19 protein-coding genes are annotated in these 16,922 nt (G+C 39.1%); all 19 read right to left on the bottom strand.

The window, feature by feature from the left end:
- Nucleotides 1-99 precede the first annotated feature (99 nt).
- Nucleotides 100-456, bottom strand: coding sequence for a ribosome hibernation-promoting factor, HPF/YfiA family (gene hpf / locus MTCD1_RS09640; protein ID WP_057180245.1), 357 nt, complete (start codon nucleotides 454-456; stop codon nucleotides 100-102).
- Nucleotides 457-1,020: 564 nt separating this feature from the next.
- Entirely contained in the window at nucleotides 1,021-1,494 is a 474-nt protein-coding gene (locus MTCD1_RS09635; protein ID WP_057180243.1) for a phosphatidylglycerophosphatase A family protein, read from the bottom strand.
- A 52-nt stretch (nucleotides 1,495-1,546) separates the two neighbouring features.
- Nucleotides 1,547-2,509 carry a thiamine-phosphate kinase gene (thiL, locus tag MTCD1_RS09630; RefSeq protein WP_057180241.1) on the bottom strand — a complete coding sequence of 321 codons (963 nt, stop codon included), beginning with the start codon at nucleotides 2,507-2,509 and terminating at the stop codon, nucleotides 1,547-1,549.
- 52 nt (nucleotides 2,510-2,561) lie between these two features.
- Nucleotides 2,562-2,978, bottom strand: a complete 417-nt coding sequence (gene nusB, locus MTCD1_RS09625; RefSeq protein ID WP_057180239.1) for a transcription antitermination factor NusB — start codon at nucleotides 2,976-2,978, stop codon at nucleotides 2,562-2,564.
- A 56-nt stretch (nucleotides 2,979-3,034) separates the two neighbouring features.
- The gene (gene ribH / locus MTCD1_RS09620; protein WP_057180237.1) at nucleotides 3,035-3,499 is read right to left on the bottom strand and encodes a 6,7-dimethyl-8-ribityllumazine synthase; all 465 of its coding nucleotides are present in this window, start codon (nucleotides 3,497-3,499) and stop codon (nucleotides 3,035-3,037) included.
- A 104-nt stretch (nucleotides 3,500-3,603) separates the two neighbouring features.
- Complete coding sequence (locus MTCD1_RS09615) at nucleotides 3,604-4,404, bottom strand: MlaA family lipoprotein (protein WP_057180235.1); 801 nt, start codon at nucleotides 4,402-4,404, stop codon at nucleotides 3,604-3,606.
- A gap of 139 nt (nucleotides 4,405-4,543) precedes the next feature.
- Nucleotides 4,544-5,014, bottom strand: coding sequence for a DUF2802 domain-containing protein (locus MTCD1_RS09610; RefSeq protein ID WP_057180233.1), 471 nt, complete (start codon nucleotides 5,012-5,014; stop codon nucleotides 4,544-4,546).
- A gap of 109 nt (nucleotides 5,015-5,123) precedes the next feature.
- Nucleotides 5,124-5,618: a chemotaxis protein CheW gene (locus tag MTCD1_RS09605; protein ID WP_057180231.1), complete on the bottom strand. Its 495-nt coding sequence runs from the start codon at nucleotides 5,616-5,618 to the stop codon at nucleotides 5,124-5,126.
- Nucleotides 5,619-5,680: 62 nt separating this feature from the next.
- Nucleotides 5,681-6,415: a chemotaxis protein CheW gene (locus MTCD1_RS09600; protein WP_231732980.1), complete on the bottom strand. Its 735-nt coding sequence runs from the start codon at nucleotides 6,413-6,415 to the stop codon at nucleotides 5,681-5,683.
- On the bottom strand, nucleotides 6,416-7,204 hold the full coding sequence (locus MTCD1_RS09595) for a ParA family protein (protein ID WP_057180230.1): 789 nt from the start codon (nucleotides 7,202-7,204) through the stop codon (nucleotides 6,416-6,418).
- Nucleotides 7,205-7,257: 53 nt separating this feature from the next.
- The gene (locus MTCD1_RS09590) at nucleotides 7,258-8,280 is read right to left on the bottom strand and encodes a flagellar motor protein MotB (RefSeq protein ID WP_057180229.1); all 1,023 of its coding nucleotides are present in this window, start codon (nucleotides 8,278-8,280) and stop codon (nucleotides 7,258-7,260) included.
- Nucleotides 8,277-9,023: a flagellar motor protein gene (locus tag MTCD1_RS09585; RefSeq protein ID WP_057180228.1), complete on the bottom strand. Its 747-nt coding sequence runs from the start codon at nucleotides 9,021-9,023 to the stop codon at nucleotides 8,277-8,279. The genes MTCD1_RS09590 and MTCD1_RS09585 overlap by 4 nt, the downstream gene beginning before the upstream one ends.
- A complete protein-coding gene (locus MTCD1_RS09580; protein WP_057180227.1) occupies nucleotides 9,016-10,155 on the bottom strand; it encodes a protein-glutamate methylesterase/protein-glutamine glutaminase in 1,140 nt (379 codons plus the stop codon). The genes MTCD1_RS09585 and MTCD1_RS09580 overlap by 8 nt, the downstream gene beginning before the upstream one ends.
- 66 nt (nucleotides 10,156-10,221) lie before the next feature.
- Nucleotides 10,222-12,327, bottom strand: coding sequence for a chemotaxis protein CheA (locus tag MTCD1_RS09575; RefSeq protein ID WP_057180226.1), 2,106 nt, complete (start codon nucleotides 12,325-12,327; stop codon nucleotides 10,222-10,224).
- A gap of 13 nt (nucleotides 12,328-12,340) precedes the next feature.
- Nucleotides 12,341-13,084 (bottom strand): protein phosphatase CheZ, encoded by a 744-nt coding sequence (locus MTCD1_RS09570; protein ID WP_057180225.1) that lies wholly within the window; start codon nucleotides 13,082-13,084, stop codon nucleotides 12,341-12,343.
- Between the two features lie 74 nt (nucleotides 13,085-13,158).
- Nucleotides 13,159-13,542: a chemotaxis response regulator CheY gene (cheY, locus tag MTCD1_RS09565; RefSeq protein WP_058028154.1), complete on the bottom strand. Its 384-nt coding sequence runs from the start codon at nucleotides 13,540-13,542 to the stop codon at nucleotides 13,159-13,161.
- Nucleotides 13,543-13,646: 104 nt separating this feature from the next.
- Nucleotides 13,647-14,366, bottom strand: a complete 720-nt coding sequence (locus MTCD1_RS09560; RefSeq protein WP_057180223.1) for an RNA polymerase sigma factor FliA — start codon at nucleotides 14,364-14,366, stop codon at nucleotides 13,647-13,649.
- A 43-nt stretch (nucleotides 14,367-14,409) separates the two neighbouring features.
- Nucleotides 14,410-15,252, bottom strand: coding sequence for a MinD/ParA family ATP-binding protein (locus tag MTCD1_RS09555; RefSeq protein WP_057180222.1), 843 nt, complete (start codon nucleotides 15,250-15,252; stop codon nucleotides 14,410-14,412).
- 46 nt (nucleotides 15,253-15,298) lie between these two features.
- Nucleotides 15,299-16,879, bottom strand: coding sequence for a flagellar biosynthesis GTPase FlhF (gene flhF / locus MTCD1_RS09550; RefSeq protein WP_057180221.1), 1,581 nt, complete (start codon nucleotides 16,877-16,879; stop codon nucleotides 15,299-15,301).
- Nucleotides 16,880-16,922: the final 43 nt, after the last annotated feature.

The raw sequence follows: 16,922 nt of genomic DNA, 5'->3' as shown, positions 1-16,922 counted from the left end.
TGCAGAGTTCAGGTTACTTAGCAAAAAGTCAGAAATATGCTAAAAAAAAAGCTGCGAACAAGGTTCAGCAGCTTTTCTGGTGTCTAAATGATATCAATGTTATGACAAGTTCATTTCTTGTATTTTTTCATGGGCTATTTCAGGGGTTGTCGCACCTGGTTTTTCATGTAAATTGGCTTTTAGTTGCCCTTTTCTGTGTTTTAGTGCCGCGTCTAATTTTTTTGCTGCAGCCGCAATAGCCGGAAACATAACCGCGTCTAAACCCGTTGCAGAAATTCGTCCGCCTTCATAACTTGTTGATAGCTCAACTTGATGTTTATGGTGCTCTTTAGAAAGAATGACGTCTAAGGCTATTAATGTTGGAAAATGGTTGGCTATTTTTGAGAATTTTTCTTCGATATATTCTTTGATTGAATCAGTAACTTCTACGTGATGACCAGAAAGATTTATTTTCATAGGTATTCCTTTTTTACTGTTACTTAATGACTATTTTACCTAAATGACACTTTACTTAAAAATAATGTGCTACTTAATAATAGACCTGAGGGCAGTGCTGAAAAAAACAAGTAATTGGGCTAAATATTTTGCGGTAATAGCAGGTTTATTTAATTATTCCCTGCTCAAAGAGGATTTAAAGCCTTACCGGTAAGTTACTGTTTACTAATAAACCGCTGTTATCAATCAGTAAGCCGCCTTTAGGTCTTTAACAACCCGCTCTTTTTCAAGTTGTCAGCGCACTACTAACAGCGTTAAATTCATTATAGATGACTGGTTCTAACCAATTTCAGCACTATTGTGAAGCTCTGACATAGCTATTAACTGGGAATAGATTTGATAGAATTGCTATAAAAGCCATTACTTATCATCAACTGCACTTATTACCTGCTTTAAACTTAGCGTAAAAGTGGTGAAAATACTATTGTTCTAAAGTAATGATAGTCAAATAAGCCCTTGCTGGCTAACTAAAGTCTTAGCCGTTAGCGTGTGATAAAGCATGATAATTAAAAGTGTCTTAAATGATTAGAAAATAAGGTGCATGATTACTAGGGCAAATAAACCTGCGAGTACATCATCAAACATGATACCAAAGCCACCCGTTAGCTTTTTATCTGCTATGGATATTGGCCAAGGCTTAGCAATATCAAATATTCTAAATAAAACAAAACCGACCAAGACACTCTGCCAACTCACAGGTACCATGAACATAGTTATAAAAAATCCAGCGAACTCATCCCAAACAATTGCGCCATGATCATGTACACCAACATCACTAGCCGCTTTGCCACAGATATAAATACCCGAGATGCAAACAACTAAGACCAGTAAGGCATATATTAATGGCGTCAAGCCACTCATAAGTAGGAATATAGGCACCGCGGCCAGCGTACCAAAGGTTCCAGGTGCTTTAGGGGCTAAACCGCTACCAAAACCTAACGCTAAAAACTGAATTGGATTGGCAAGATTAAACTTAACCGGTTTATTTTTAGCCGACATATAATTAACTGCTTAATTTATTAGTGATTGATTAGTAAATTGCTAAAAGAAGCTATTCGGTGAAATGCTCAAAACCAGCAGTATTGATAGGTATAGCTTTATTATTTAATGTGGTTGAAATAGTTTGGGAGGCATTCATTTGTCCTATACACGTAATCGGTGTCCCTGCATGAGACATTGCAGTTTCCATCCCCACCTTGTTATCTTCAGATACGGTAAATAAGAGTTCATAATCATCGCCTCCCGATAATGCCAAGGCGATGGCATCATCACTGAGAAGACTATCTCGCATGATAGTCGAAATAGGTAAGGCATCGAGCACGACATTAGCGCCGACATTGGATGCTTGACATATATGTCCCAAATCAGCCATTAATCCATCGGAAAGATCTATCGCTGCCGAAGCATATTCACGCAGCGTTTGTCCGGCCAAAATCCTTGGCTTTGGATAATCAAGTTTTTTTCTTAAAATGCTAGTAAACTGTGGCTCAATATCGACTTTACCGGTAATTTGCTGTAAAGCTAATGCTGCATCACCGAGTTCACCGGTAACATAAAGCCAGTCCCCCGCTTTAGCACCAGATCGTGATAAATAACTGCCTTTAGGCGTCAATCCCTGCGCGGTAATAGTAATACTTAATGGTCCTTGAGTAGTATCTCCGCCAATGAGCTCTACATTGTAAAACTCACATAATTCAAAGACACCTTCACAAAACTCTTTTAGCCAATTTTCATCCACCTCCGGTATCGTTAACGCTAAAGACAACCAACTTGGCTTAGCCCCCATTGCGGCAATATCAGATAAATTTACCGCTACCGACTTATGGCCAATGGCTCTAGGGCTAGTATCAAAGGGAAAATGTACGCCAGCTACTAATGTATCTGTCGTTACCACTATATTTTGATTTTCAATAGGTGCTAAAACAGCGCAATCATCTCCTATACCAAGCTCAACATCTTTACGCTTAACTTTTTGTTTGGTGAAGAAATGTTTAATTAACTCGAACTCTTTCATGCTAAGCCTTTAGTTACTAATAGATTGATACTAATAAATTGCTACGAATAGATTAATCTTGAGGACGAATTAACTTGACGGTTTTATCTAAAACACCGTTAACAAACTTATGGCTATCATCAGCAGCAAATGACTTAGCTAACTCTATAGCTTCATTTATCACCACACGATAAGGTACATCAGTACAATCTTTCAGCTCAAACACTGCCACACGTAGTATCGCCTTCTCCACTTGATCAATATCCTTAAGCGGACGATCAACATGAGGGGAAATAGCCGCATCTATATCACTAATATTGGCGGTTACACCGCGTAATAATAATTGAAAGTATTCAGTATCAAAACGGCGTTTGCTGTTATCTACAATAAAATTAGCTTCAATATCATTTACTGGGTTTTTACTAACTTGCCATGAATAGATAGCTTGTACGGCTAACTCACGGGCTTTTCTTCTAGGAGACGGTTTCACAATAGGTTGCCACTTTTGTTAAGTTTAGGAATAATGTTAGGGGTAAAGTTAGAACATTAAATTTTAGCTAAAACATTTACCATTTCTAATGCGCTAAGAGCTGCTTCAGCGCCTTTATTACCGGCCTTAGTACCAGCTCGTTCAATTGCTTGTTCAATAGAGTCGGTGGTAATCACACCAAAGGCAACGGGAATTTCAGCGTCTAAACAAACTTGTGCTAAACCTTTATTACACTCACCAGCAACAAATTCAAAGTGAGGGGTACCACCACGGATAACTGCGCCAATAGCAATAATGGCATCAAACGTATCTTTTGCTGCCAATTTTTTAGCCGCTAGCGGTAACTCATATGCCCCCGGTACACGAACTACGGTGATATCGTTATCATTAACATTACCATGGCGTTTTAGCGCGTCAATTGCGCCGTCTAACAAACTATCAACAATAAAGTGATTAAAACGTGATACTACAATAGCAAATTTTTTGCCTTTTGCTTCAAACGAACCTTCAATGATATTCATTTAATTATTCCAATATAGTGTATCTAAAAAAATTGCCGCAATTCTAACAAATTGTTATCGGCATAGGTACTCGTTTATTCTATTTATTAATAAAAGACTATGAGCTAGTAGCTCTCATAAAAATCATCAAGTAAGGCATCTATTTCGTCTTCTTCTGCTTCATTAATGATGATAGGAGGATTACCGTCGTAAAGTTTATAATTCATATTTTGGAAATATGCATTTTTAATAAATTCATAGGGATCTTCGGACTCGGTAACTAACTGCTCTTGATCTCGGACGGCTGCTCTCTTTTCTAAACCTAATATGCCTAAGCGGGCAATATTAGGCCAAAAATTAATAACAACCAGGGGCCAATAAAGACCATCGACGTAATCCCCCACTTCTTCACGAACAGAACTAGGCCCCAAACCTGGGATAACAATATAGGGTCCATCGCCAATTCCGTAAATACCTAATACTTCACCAAACTCTTCTTGCTCTCCAGACCAGTCATAATCACTGGCAGGATCATAAAAGCCAAATAAACCAATCGTTGAATTAAGAACAAATCTACCGGTGTTTTTAGCCGCAGCAGTAAACTTTAACTGCAAGACATTATTAATAATACTTGAAGGTTCGTTTAAATTTAACGCCATATTGTATAAGCCAGTCCGTAAAAATGGCGGTGTGTACGTTGTGTAAACTTCTGATGAGGGTTTTGCAATATACTTATCGACATAATCCCAAGTAAAAGTCCAAAAGGGTCTGTTAATCGCTTCAAAGGGATCTCTAGAGTCACTTAAGCTAGCGTCATCATAAAAATTGTCTTGCTCTTGCTGTTTTGGTGTCGACGTACAACCAGCAAGAGTAATAATAATAACAAGTATCAAGAGTCGAAAATATGGGGTTATAGCTGAGCTCACAGGGCTAAGTTCCTTGCCGTTACATGATATGTATGAGAAAACGACGGCAGTTTAACATGAAATCAATTGTTGGGTGAATAACGTTTCAGCGCAGTTTTACTATATTTACTTTCATTTAGTAAACGTTGCTGGCAATTATTTACTGAGAGCGAGCACGTTGTTGGTAGACTGAAAGCAACATTTCAACTTCTGCTCGAGGTAATTCACATTCACTGATAATTTCCTCTATATTGGCACCCTTTGCTGCTAATTTAAAAGCACGATTATAAAATTTATTCTGTCCTTGGCTCTCTTGCCATTGGCTTAATAGCTGCTGTTGCTCAATAGCTTGCTGCTGTAGTTTTTTAATACTATGCTCTAATTGTTTCGAGACTTGACTATTTTCGATAGAAAACTGCTCACTATTACTCGCCATGAGCTCAAACTCTTGCTGTAACTTGTTATTTAAGCTTTGTAATTCGTCAACGAATAAAACAGCGCTTTGCATTTTTATTTCCAGCATAGATAATTTACCTTTAAGCTTAGTTAAATAGATAAAAAACACCGTACTAGAAAGCACTACAAGGAATAGCGCTAACACAGCAATTATCGGGACCGCTAACAATGACATTGGTGATTTTTGCCTTAAATAAATTTAAACGTATAAGTGAATAAGTGAAAACTTTGTATATACCGGCTTAAACTTAGGTCAACAATATCTAGCGCTGAAAATAATAGCATTAAAATTGCTTGAGTTCATCCCACTCATCGTCTGAAAGTAGTTTATCTAAATCTACTAAAATAAGTAATTCACCATCACGGTTTGATACCCCTTGGATGAACTGAGCACTTTCTTCATTACCAACGTTGGGTGCATCATCTATTTCTGAAGACTTTAAATAGACAACTTCAGCAACACTATCAACTAAGATCCCTATCACTTGTTTTTCCGATTCGATAACCACCACACGGGTATTATCGGTAATATCACAAGGCTCTAAACCAAATCGACAGCGGGTATCAATAACAGTAACAACATTACCGCGCAAATTTATGATACCAAGTACATAAAGAGGGGCACCAGGTACCGGAGCAATTTCACTATAACGTAAAACCTCTTGCACCTGCATAACATTAATACCGTAAGTTTCATTTTGTAACTTAAAGGTTACCCATTGCAGCACTTCATCACTAGCGTCAACTTTACCACTTTTACTTCTTCTCTCATCTGACATATTACTTGCCCCTCAAATTACTTACTTTTAGACTGTCTACAATATAAACAGCTATAATTTTACTATTCTTGATAAATATCGATACCTTTATCAAGCAATTGAATCAAAGCACTTACATCGAGTAAGGCACACATTTTTTCTTTGACTAAGCCCGCCAACCACGGCCTTTTATTATTAGATTCTACCCATTTCACTTCATCTTGACGTAACACAACTGTATCGATTAGGTTTTCCGCCATCAAGCCCCAAGGGCTATCATTTAGCATGATAATATATTGATAATTCAGCGAATTCATTAACTTTTCGTCACATTTTTCCGGCATAACCCATAAAGCAGTATCGACAACATTAATTTTTTCATCCCGATAAAGCATAACGCCTTTAAACCAACTGGGCTTACCCATTAAACTACTGGTTTTATCAACTTTATGAATGCCACCTAACTCAATCAGAGGAACAGCAAGGGTTAATCCCGCGACATCAAAAAACATGGCTTGAAAATCCCCTTGACGGTAGCTTTTCTGCTTATTAACCATAACTTCAGCACGGCTTTTATCGGTAGAAATGGGGACTAAATCAACCTTTGCCACCTCAACCGTTTTTTCTTTAGGCTCACTAACTGTTTTAAGCAATTTTTCTAATGATTTATGGTCGGCATCCTCTTTATGCGCCAAAGGTTTTCTAGCCGGCGCTTTAATGCGCTGGTGTGATAACTCTTCAGCAACGTCAGATTCTGTAAGTAGTTCTGACAGGTAGGTTTTCATTAGATTATGACTCGCGGGTAACGATTTACTCATTTAGCATTCAACCTCATTATTCTTCAGGCCTTGCTTGACTAGATAATTCAGAAGGCTTTTATAGGCTAATGTTCCTCGAGAGTTTGCCGCATAATCTGAAGGTACTTTTTGAGCAAGACTAGCATTTCTCAAGTTAGTATCAACGGGCACTACACCCGGCCATATTTCATTAGTATAGACTTCTTGTAGTTTTTTAAACGCTAAAATAGAAGCTTTTGTTCGTTTGTCAAACATAGTTGGCACTATGGTGTATTTAAAAGGACTTTCTTGTTCGCCTTGCATAATCTCCATCGTTTTGACCATACGGTCTAAGCCTTTCAATGCCAAAAACTCTGTTTGCACAGGAATTATAATACGATCGGCCGCTGCTAGGGCATTTACCATAAGGACACCAAGTACGGGCGGACAATCAATTAATACATAGTCATAACTATCAGCTACTTTTTGCACCGCTTTTTTTAACACTAAGCCCATGCCACCTTTTGTGCCTAAAGAGCGATCTAACGTCGCTAAGCCCATAGTTGCGGGTAAAATATCTATATTAGGGTACTTACTAGGACATAAGGTTTGTAAAATTTGTTCTCTGGTGGAAACCTGAGTAAATAAGTTATAAACACTCAAATCTAAATCTTCTGATTCTATACCAAAATAGTAACTTAATGACGCATGAGGGTCGATATCAACTAATAATACTCGATGGCCTTGCTCAGCTAGTACCCCGGCAAGAGCTATAGTTGTAGTGGTTTTACCAACACCACCTTTTTGATTTGCAATGGTCCAGACTATCAAGAGCAATACTCACTTACATTCATTTAATATTATCAATCATATTGATGGCTAATTTACTCTATCGCATTATTAGCTTTAATTTCTTTTAAGGGCCGACGCTCTGGTAATTGTTCAACGTCATCATCACCACGAGTAGTTATACGAATACCACCGTTATCCAGACGAATCACCTTGATATTACTCGACTGCTCACGTTGCTCATTTGAACCGTTAATTGGTGTTATTGCTTCAATGCTTTGTAAATCAATGGTTGGAGTAATGAGTAAATTCGCTTTTTCTAAACCATATTTAGAAATAGCAACAACCACTTTTCTATTTTTAGCTCGACCTTGCACGGTTAAATTATCTGCACTGGGGTAATATTGACCATAACCCTCAATAGCCATGCGAGCAGGGTTTAGACCTAATTTTTCTAAGACCCTTAAAATTGCTGTCGCGCGAAAAACAGATAGTTCCCAATTTGAAGAGAATATTTCATTATTTATTGCTTGGTTATCGGTATAACCTCGCACTCTAATAAAGTTACTTGCTTGACCAATAACACCATAAATTGCCGATAAAATCGACTCAGCTGAAAGTGTCGCTGATGAGGAACCACTGGGAAATAATAAAGCACTGTTTAACTCTATCTCTAACCAATCACCATCTATTTGTAATTGGGCAAAACCAGACTCAACCAGTTCATATAAAGCCGTGTGTAACTCTTCTTCTAAGGAACTTAAGTTATTTCCTACTTGCGCATCAGAGATGTTAGATAAGCTTCTTTCGTTATTAAGTACTTCCGGCCCGGCAACCTCTAGGATACCATTGCCAAATAACTTTTTATTCGTTTTACTGGTATTAACCATCAAGACACTATCACCATGGCCTCGGTTTTTACTCTTCTCTTCATACGTTTGGAAGACACGACCAAATGATTCAGTAAGACTATCAAAAGGCTTTTCGTTCACCATTGCCATTGCGTATAACACCACAAACAAGGCAAACATTAAGGTCATATAATCTGCATAAGAAACTAACCAACGATGAACATTATCATGCTCTATGGTGTGTCTTCGATTACGTAGCCGATTCATCGGTCTAACCTAAATGCCGATAGTTTATTTTCAATCGCATGAGGATTTTCTCCATTGGCAATGGATACCAAGCCCTCACAGATCATTTCACGGTACATGGTTTGTTGATGAATAATAACTCGAATTTTATTTGCTATCGGTAAATAGAGCAGGTTAGCAAAACCTACCCCGTAAATAGTGGCAATAAAAGCGGTTGCTATGCCCTGCCCTAGTAATTCTGGTTCAGCTAGATTACCCATAGCATGAATTAAGCCAAGTACAGCGCCTAATATGCCAATGGTAGGACTGTAGCCGCCCATCGCTTCAAATACATTAGCAGAACGCAAGTTATGTTCCCGATAAATATCTAAATCTAACTCTAGCACGACTCTAAAATTTTCAAGATCAACACCATCAACCAATAAGTTAAGGCCCTTTTGGGTATAACTATCTTCTATTTCCAAGGCAGTATCTTCTAAAGCAAGATATCCTGACTCTCTTGCCTTAGTTGCCCAGTCGACAATTTCACTTATACCACGGTCAATATCGTATTTAGGCGGAGAAAAAACCCATTTAAGTAATGAAATAGCATGAGTAAACTGCATCATTGACGATTGCAGCATAACAGCACCTAAGGTGCCGCCAAAAACAATAATAAAAGCGGGTAGCTCAAATAAAGCAGATATATGACCACCATCAAGAGTGAAGCCTATATAAACAGCAAAAATTGCAATAAATAGACCTGCGACACTCAGCTTATCCATGGCCGATTTCCTTAACCATAGAAGCTGCCATTGAATCTAGTGGCAACGACAACTGAGACAAGCCTGCTTTAACTACCGCTTGAGGCATACCATAAACGACACAGGATTGTTCATCTTGCGACCAAATGGTCGAGCCTTTAGCTTTTAACATCCTCGATCCCTCTTTACCATCAGAGCCCATGCCCGTAAGAATCACCCCAAGCACTTTACCGGCAAAGGTTTTAGCCGCTGAGCCAAAACTGATATCAACACTCGGCTTAAAAGTGATTTTTGGGGAGTCATCATCGAGAATTTTTATTTTTGCTGAATTTTCACTGCCACTAATAATCATTTGCCGACCACCGGGAGCTAAATAAGCACAACCAGGTTTTAGTATATCGCCATCCTCAGCTTCTTTAATTGATATTTTACACAAGGTATTTAAACGACTGGCAAAGGCAGCAGTAAATGCCGCTGGCATATGCTGAACAATAATAATGGGTAATGGGAAATCTTGCTCCAATTGCACCAATATTTTTTGCAGTGCTACTGGTCCCCCTGTAGAAGTACCAATAGCTAATAGTTTATATTCTTTACCCGAGCTACGGCTAAGCGTTTTTTTATCTTTAAGTGCCGAGGAAAATGACGGTTTAGTGGTGCTTGTCGCTTTTGTAACATTTGTTGTCAATCTTGTTTTTGCTAAGGGAGGACGGGTAATCCCAGTCTGATTCACCGATCTGGTTTTTGCAAACCCTGGTTTTCGTGCTATTTCAACAACCCTTTGACGTAGTAAACTACCCGCTTCATCGGTATTTTTTGCAATTTCACTAAACTTTTTCGGTAAAAAATCTAAAGCTCCGGCATCAAGCGCATCGAGGGTTGCTTTAGCTCCTTGATGCGTTAAAGATGAAAACATCAATATTGCCGTTGGTGACTTCGCCATAATTTGCTTCACCGCGTCAATACCGTTAAGCACTGGCATTTCTATATCCATAGTAATGACATCAGGCTTTAGCAATATAGCTTTCTCAACCGCTTCTTTGCCATTCACTGCAACATCAATAACGTTCAATTGTGGATCTTTATTAAGAATATCAGTAACTCTACGTCTAAAAAAGCTAGAGTCATCAACAACTAGTACCTTGTAGACCATTTAACCTCTCTGATAACGCTACTTAATTCACGCTGTATAGTCATAGTTGGTAATACAAAAAACATATTACCTTTGGGAATCATTACTGCGTAATTTTTTATTAATAGGTGATTTTTTTGCATAAAATTTTAGTAGATTTCCTATATCTAAAATAAGTGCAATACCCCCATCACTGGTAATCGTTGCACCAGCCATTCCTGGCGTTCCATGGAGTAACCTATCAAGTGGCTTAATCACAACTTCTTCTTGACCTATTAGGCTATCAACGACAAAGCCAACTTGTTGATTACCCAGTTGAACGATCACAACATGACCTTTATCACGGGTTTTCTCAACAAAATTACGCACTAGCCACTGATCGAGATAAAATAAGGGTATAGCTTTATCTCGAACTATAATGGTCAGTTGCCCATCAACATTGTTAGTCTTAGATAAGTCTAAGTGGAAAATCTCATTAACAGCGGAAAGTGGTAAAGCAAATGTTTGTTTACCGACCACGACCATTAATGTCGGCAGTATCGCTAAGGTTAATGGCACTTTAATTTCAAGTACCGTCCCTACACCTAGCTCAGAATCAATATTTACCGTACCGTTAAGTTGAGTGATTTTGGTTTTCACCACATCCATGCCAACACCACGGCCCGAAACCTCAGAAATTTCAGTTTTAGTAGAAAACCCAGGAGCAAAAATAAGACTAAAGGCTTCTTTATCTGACATTCTAGCAGCCGACTCGGTATCAAGGACACCACGGTCAATCGCGATACTTTTTAATTTTTCAGGATCCATACCCGCACCATCATCTTTGATGGTGAGTAATATATGATCGCCCTCTTGTGAGGCGGATAGGACAATGGTACCTTCTCTTGGTTTACCCATAGCTTCACGTATATCTGGATCTTCGATGCCATGATCTACGGAGTTTCTAACTAAATGCACTAAAGGATCAGCAAGAGCTTCCACTAAATTTTTATCTAAGTCAGTCTCTTCGCCTTCTAGAATTAGTGATATTTCTTTTTTCATACTACGAGCTAAATCGCGTACTACCCGAGGAAAACGACCAAAAACCTTTTTAATTGGCTGCATACGTGTTTTCATGACCGCACCCTGAAGGTCGGTGGTTACTGCATCTAAATTGGTAACTGCTTTATTTAACTCTTCATCATCTGAAACCAAGCCTAAGCTCATTAACCGATTCCTGACTAAAACTAATTCCCCCACCATGTTCATTATTTGGTCAAGTCGTTTCGTGTCCACTCGGACGGTTGTTTCACTTGGTGGTGCAGGTGTCGCAGCCTTTTTAGTGGCTTTCGCGGGAGATTTTTTGGCGACAGTTTTAGCGGGAGGAGCAGCTGCAGGTTCTTCTTTTTTAGTAATGTTAGGCGCTGGACTAACATTAGCATGATCTATCGAGGCAACTGTAGCTTTGGGTGCATTACCTTTACCGTGGAGTTCATCCAATAGCTTTTCAAATTCCAGATCGTCAATATCACCATTGCTACTACTAATAGTACTGTTTGTTGTCTGCCCTGCATCAGCAGAAAAGGCACCTTGACCATGTAATTCATCTAATAATGATTCAAATTCATCATCGCTGATCTCATCACTTGAACTAATGGTGCTAGTAGACGGTGGTGAGGAGGGGGTAGGGGACGTAGGAACACTACCTGATCCATGTAATTCATCTAAAAGTCGCTCAAACTCATCTTCACTCATTTCATCATTTGAGCTTGACTCAGACACCGAGTCAATAACATTGGGGCTAGCTGCGGGTGTGTTTACGCTTTCCGGGTGACTCAACTTCTCGAGTTCAGCTAATAAAGTCGCATCTGCTGGAGCAAGGGGCTCTCGACTTTGTACCTGGACAAACATGTCATTAACCGTGTCTAATGCGGATAATATGGTATCCATTAGTTCAGCATTAACCGTGAGTTTCCCAGTACGTAACAGATCAAATATATTTTCTGCACCGTGACAGACATCAACAAGTGCTCCTAGATTTAAAAAACCGGCACCACCTTTGACGGTATGAAAGCCACGGAATATCGAATTCAATAACTCAGTATTATCTACGTCATTTTCGAGCTCAACCAGCTCTTCTGAAAGTGACTCTAAGATTTCACCCGCTTCTACTAAAAAGTCCTGTAAAATTTCTTCATCTGCTTCAAAAGACATGCAGTAACTCCCATTAAAATCCTAAACTTGACAAAAGATCGTCGACATCATCTTGATCTGCTACTACATCATCTCTATTTTCTTTATTTATAATCGGCCCTTCAACAAGATTTTTACCTACTTTAGGCAGCACTTTCTCCTGCACTGGTTCAGCAGATATTCCAAAAGCCGTTAACATGGTTATTAAACTTTCTTCCACTTCTATTACTAGATCTATAACTTTACGAATGACTTGCCCAGTTAAATCTTGAAAATCTTGTGCCATTAACACGTCAGTCATTAAACTATGTATATGTTGGGTTTCTTTACCGGTATTTTTTAATAAGGTATCGATATTAAGGCACAACGATTTAAACTCGGTTAAGTCTAACTCATTGTTCATCAACTTAGTCCATGACGGATTTACGGCGGCTACTTGTTCAGCCATAGTATTTACAACAGGAAAAATAGCCTCAACTGCATCCATGGTTTTATTAGCGGCTTCTTCTGTTCTAGTAATAACAAAATTCAACCGTTCTTTGGCATCGGGGATATCTGAGGTAGCGAGATCAGACAACCTAGAGTCTAGCTGGAAATTTGTTAACGAATCATGAAGCTGGCGTGTTAATTTACCAATTTCAGCAAAAAGTTCCGAATTGATTGGGTTTTGAATCTCAGCAATAATAGCATTCGCTTCATCTTGCTGACCTAACTCTAAAAACTCAACCACAGATTTTGCTTGCTCTAATGAGATCCGCCCCGTCATAGCTATAGTCATGCAAAGTCCTTAATACAATATTTATCAAAACCTTACTTTAGCTAAGCACTAATGTGCTAACTAAAGTTCGCACATTAAGCTAAGCGCTCAAAAATCTTCTCTATCTTAGTTTTTAATGTTGCGGCGGTAAAAGGTTTAACAATATAGCCATTAACACCTGCTTGAGCTGCCATCACGATTTGTTCTTTTTTAGCTTCTGCGGTAATAAGTAATACTGGGATATGTGATAGGCTTGCATCAGCACGGATTGCTTTCAGCAAATCTATACCTTGCATGCCTGGCATGTTCCAGTCTGTTACCACAAAATCAAAATCACCACCTTGAAGCATAGGTAAAGCTGTACTGCCATCATCCGCCTCTTGAATGTTGGTAAACCCTAAATCTCGCAACAAATTTTTCACTATACGTCTCATGGTTGAAAAGTCATCAACAACAAGCACTTTCATATTTTTATCCAAGGCACCCTCCGGCAAAACATTCAAATTAATTTTTTTTTATATCTATTCTTTTTTTACCTAACAAGGTAGTTATTTTATAGCAAGCGCTCAGCTGACAAGTTTAGCTAACTTTGCCAAGAATGCATGCGTGCTTTTAGACGATGCATCGCTTGACTATGTATTTGGCTTACCCTAGATTCACTTACATCAAGAACTTGACCTATTTCTCGTAAGTTTAATTCTTCATCGTAATATAGAGACAGTACTAAAGCTTCTCTCTCTGGTAAAGAGCTAATGCATTGAGCTAGGCCTTTTTTAAAAGCACTGTGTTCAATACTATGATATGGATCATCACCACGGCAACTATCAGCTAATTTTATCGCATCTTCATTAACGCCTAAATCGTCAATGCCGAGTATTTTTCCTGTACTGACTTCACTTAATATATGATGGTAGTCATTTAGTGAAATATCAAGTTTTTCAGCCACTTCAATATCAGAAACATCTCGACCACGCTGCGCTTCGAGTTGTTTAATGGCTTCACTTATCATTCTGCTATTTTTGTGAACAGATCTTGGCGTCCAATCGCCTCGACGTATTTCATCAAGCATAGCGCCACGAATTCTAATGCCAGCAAATGTTTCAAAACTAGCACCTTTGCTATTATCAAAATTTTTGGCTGCTTCAAATAAACCAATCATACCCGATTGAATTAAGTCATCGACTAACACACTTGCTGGCAACCTTGCCAGTAAATGATAAGCAATGCGCTTGACCAAAACAGTATGTTGTTCAAGCAAAGCTGTTTTATCAATTAGACTATTGTAGCTATTTGCTTTTACCACGTATTATCGCTCTCATTGAAGACATGCTTAATTACTCAGTTATTTAGTTCCCTAGTAACTGCTCAATAAAGAATTCTAGGTGCCCTGAAGCTTGTTTAGGAACTGGCCATTGGCTAACTTTAGTGGCTAAATCAATATAAGCTAACGCTGCTGGAGATTGAGGATAAGCTTCCACAATCAGTTGTTGCTTACGTACTGATCTGCGAACATTTTCATCGAAGGGTATTACCGCGACTAGCTCTATAGCCACATCGAGAAACCTATCGGTTACTTTTGTTAATTTTGCAAAAAGTTGTTGTCCTTCTCTAGGACTACGAACCATATTAGCAACAACTTTAAATTTAAAGACACCGTGATCACGGCTGAGTAATTTCATTAAGGCATAGCAATCAGTAATAGAGGTGGGTTCATCACAAACAACTAACATCACATCCTGTGCAGCCCTGGTAAAGCTTAACACCATATCGGAAATACCAGCCGCGGTATCAATTATCAACACATCGAACTGCGTTTTCATTTCACTAAAGGCTCTAATGAGACCGGCATGCTCTGATGGCGTTAAATCCACCATAGACTGTGAACCGGATGTTGCGGGAATAATCTTAATCCCTGCAGGACCTTCAATAATAATATCATCAAGCTCACATTCACCTGATAATACATGAGATAAGTTACGTTTTACTCTTAACCCTAACATCACATCTACATTAGCCAGGCCTAAATCGGCATCAAGCACTAAAACTCGTTTACCCTGTTGCCCTAGAGCAACGGCTGTATTAAGGGCGGTGTTCGTTTTACCAACGCCACCTTTTCCGCCTGAAACTGCCACTACTTTAACTTGCTGTAGGTTTTGCATCTTTCTTAAGCCGCTCGCTTGATCTATCATTTAATTATTACTTCTAATCATATCTGTTTAGCTACTAGCTAGAACCTTATACTATTGCGGCGGGAGCAACTGGCATTGGCCGCATTACACTTACATTGTTATTTACTGACTTAGTTGCCATCTTATCTGCCAGAGTAACGAGTTTCTCAGCATTTGCAACTTTAATATCTTCTGGAACTCTTTGCCCATCAGTAAGATACCCTATTGGTAAGCCATTTTGAATCGAAGTTGTAATTATTTCACCAATACTGATACTTTCATCGAGTTTAGTATAAATACAACCCGATAATGGTATCTTTTTAAAGCGATCTACGTTTTCTTGCATTACGCCTTGTTGCGTATTAGCCGCTAAAACTAAATAATTTCTAATTCTAACCCTAGCGTTCGCCACTAAGGCGGTTAATTGTTCTGCTAAACGAATGTCACGTTGTCCCATGCCAGCAGTATCAATTAAAATTAATTTCTTCTTAGAGTATTGCTGTAACAGAGTATCTAACGCTTGGCTATCTTTAGCAAGGCTCACCTGACAGCCAATAATCTTGCCATAAGTTGCTAATTGCTCAAAACCAGCAATACGGAAAGTATCGGTGGAAATAAGAGCAACTTGATCGCTGCCATGTACTTGCGAGAAACCTGCGGCAAGTTTTGCTATGGTGGTAGTTTTACCTACCCCGGTTGGGCCAACCAGCGCAACAACACCGCCACGAGTGATAATATCATTTTGTGTGGTATTAATTTGCTTAGCAATAAGTTGAGTTGCTTGCGCCCATGCTTCCTCTGCAGTCGACTGTTCAGGTACATAGCCGGCAATTTGATCGGCGATTTGTTCATTCAGCCCTAAAGCAAGTAAACGATTGACCAGTACTGCGCGTTGTGGATCCTTTTGCGCCATATCTTGCCACATTAAACCTGAAACTTGATGTTCTAGTAACGAACGAATTGAGGCCATCTCTTGCTGCATCTTGACAAAATCTTGTGAAGACACCTGGACATCATCATTGACATCAACCGCTAAGGGACTTGGGCTTGATATATTATTCGATACGATAGCCGTTATCTGGTCATCATCTTGAACATCTTCCGCGTTAGCGCCTTGCTCTGCTATTGCTGGCGGCAAGCTATCAGTATTGGGTTGATTGAGACGGTCAGTAAAACTTTTTAGTTGCTGCTTTATAGTCGTTTTATCAAGGCTGTTGGGCTCTTGCTGCTGAGCTGTTTGATGGCTTGACTGGTACTGAGCCGGATGTTGCACTTGACGATTAAGTAATGCCGATAAGCTATCAGCGGGTACATCTTCCGCGCTATTATCATTTACCACTGAGGATGAAGAGGTAGATGTAGAGGAAGATGAAGTATTATTGTGCCGCTGTGTTTGTTGACCAAGGCTAACCACATCATTACTTACTTCTCTTGGGCTCAATGAGTTCTGCTGTGCTTCAGTTTCTACAGCCCTTTTTTCAGGAAATTTTGCCGGAGGCACGGCTTGGTTATAATCAACAGCAGCCATTAATTCCACACCTTCTGGAATTTTTTTATTAGACATAATTACTGCATCAACGCCAAGTTCTTCTTTGATCTGTGTTAATGCAGTACGCATATCTTTGGCAACAAAACGTCTAATCTTCATAGCTAACCTCTACCTTTGCTCTTAGTTAAAACGTTGCTCAGCA

Origin of the sequence: Colwellia marinimaniae (assembly GCF_002207865.1) — a bacterium.
GTDB lineage: Bacteria > Pseudomonadota > Gammaproteobacteria > Enterobacterales > Alteromonadaceae > Colwellia > Colwellia marinimaniae.
The sequence above is the reverse complement of the archived record's forward strand: the minus strand, read 5'-3'. Positions and strand labels throughout refer to the sequence as shown.

Bases quoted from the DNA above. Each gene is read 5' to 3' on its own strand.
- hpf (WP_057180245.1), bottom strand. From the start codon at position 456: ATGAAAATAAATCTTTCTGGTCATCACGTAGAAGTTACTGATTCAATC.
- MTCD1_RS09635 (WP_057180243.1), bottom strand. From the start codon at position 1,494: ATGTCGGCTAAAAATAAACCGGTTAAGTTTAATCTTGCCAATCCAATT.
- thiL (WP_057180241.1), bottom strand. From the start codon at position 2,509: ATGAAAGAGTTCGAGTTAATTAAACATTTCTTCACCAAACAAAAAGTT.
- ribH (WP_057180237.1), bottom strand. From the start codon at position 3,499: ATGAATATCATTGAAGGTTCGTTTGAAGCAAAAGGCAAAAAATTTGCT.
- MTCD1_RS09610 (WP_057180233.1), bottom strand. From the start codon at position 5,014: ATGTCATTGTTAGCGGTCCCGATAATTGCTGTGTTAGCGCTATTCCTT.
- MTCD1_RS09605 (WP_057180231.1), bottom strand. From the start codon at position 5,618: ATGTCAGATGAGAGAAGAAGTAAAAGTGGTAAAGTTGACGCTAGTGAT.
- MTCD1_RS09600 (WP_231732980.1), bottom strand. From the start codon at position 6,415: ATGAGTAAATCGTTACCCGCGAGTCATAATCTAATGAAAACCTACCTG.
- MTCD1_RS09590 (WP_057180229.1), bottom strand. From the start codon at position 8,280: ATGAATCGGCTACGTAATCGAAGACACACCATAGAGCATGATAATGTT.
- MTCD1_RS09585 (WP_057180228.1), bottom strand. From the start codon at position 9,023: ATGGATAAGCTGAGTGTCGCAGGTCTATTTATTGCAATTTTTGCTGTT.
- MTCD1_RS09580 (WP_057180227.1), bottom strand. From the start codon at position 10,155: ATGGTCTACAAGGTACTAGTTGTTGATGACTCTAGCTTTTTTAGACGT.
- MTCD1_RS09575 (WP_057180226.1), bottom strand. From the start codon at position 12,327: ATGTCTTTTGAAGCAGATGAAGAAATTTTACAGGACTTTTTAGTAGAA.
- MTCD1_RS09570 (WP_057180225.1), bottom strand. From the start codon at position 13,084: ATGACTATAGCTATGACGGGGCGGATCTCATTAGAGCAAGCAAAATCT.
- MTCD1_RS09555 (WP_057180222.1), bottom strand. From the start codon at position 15,252: ATGATAGATCAAGCGAGCGGCTTAAGAAAGATGCAAAACCTACAGCAA.
- flhF (WP_057180221.1), bottom strand. From the start codon at position 16,879: ATGAAGATTAGACGTTTTGTTGCCAAAGATATGCGTACTGCATTAACA.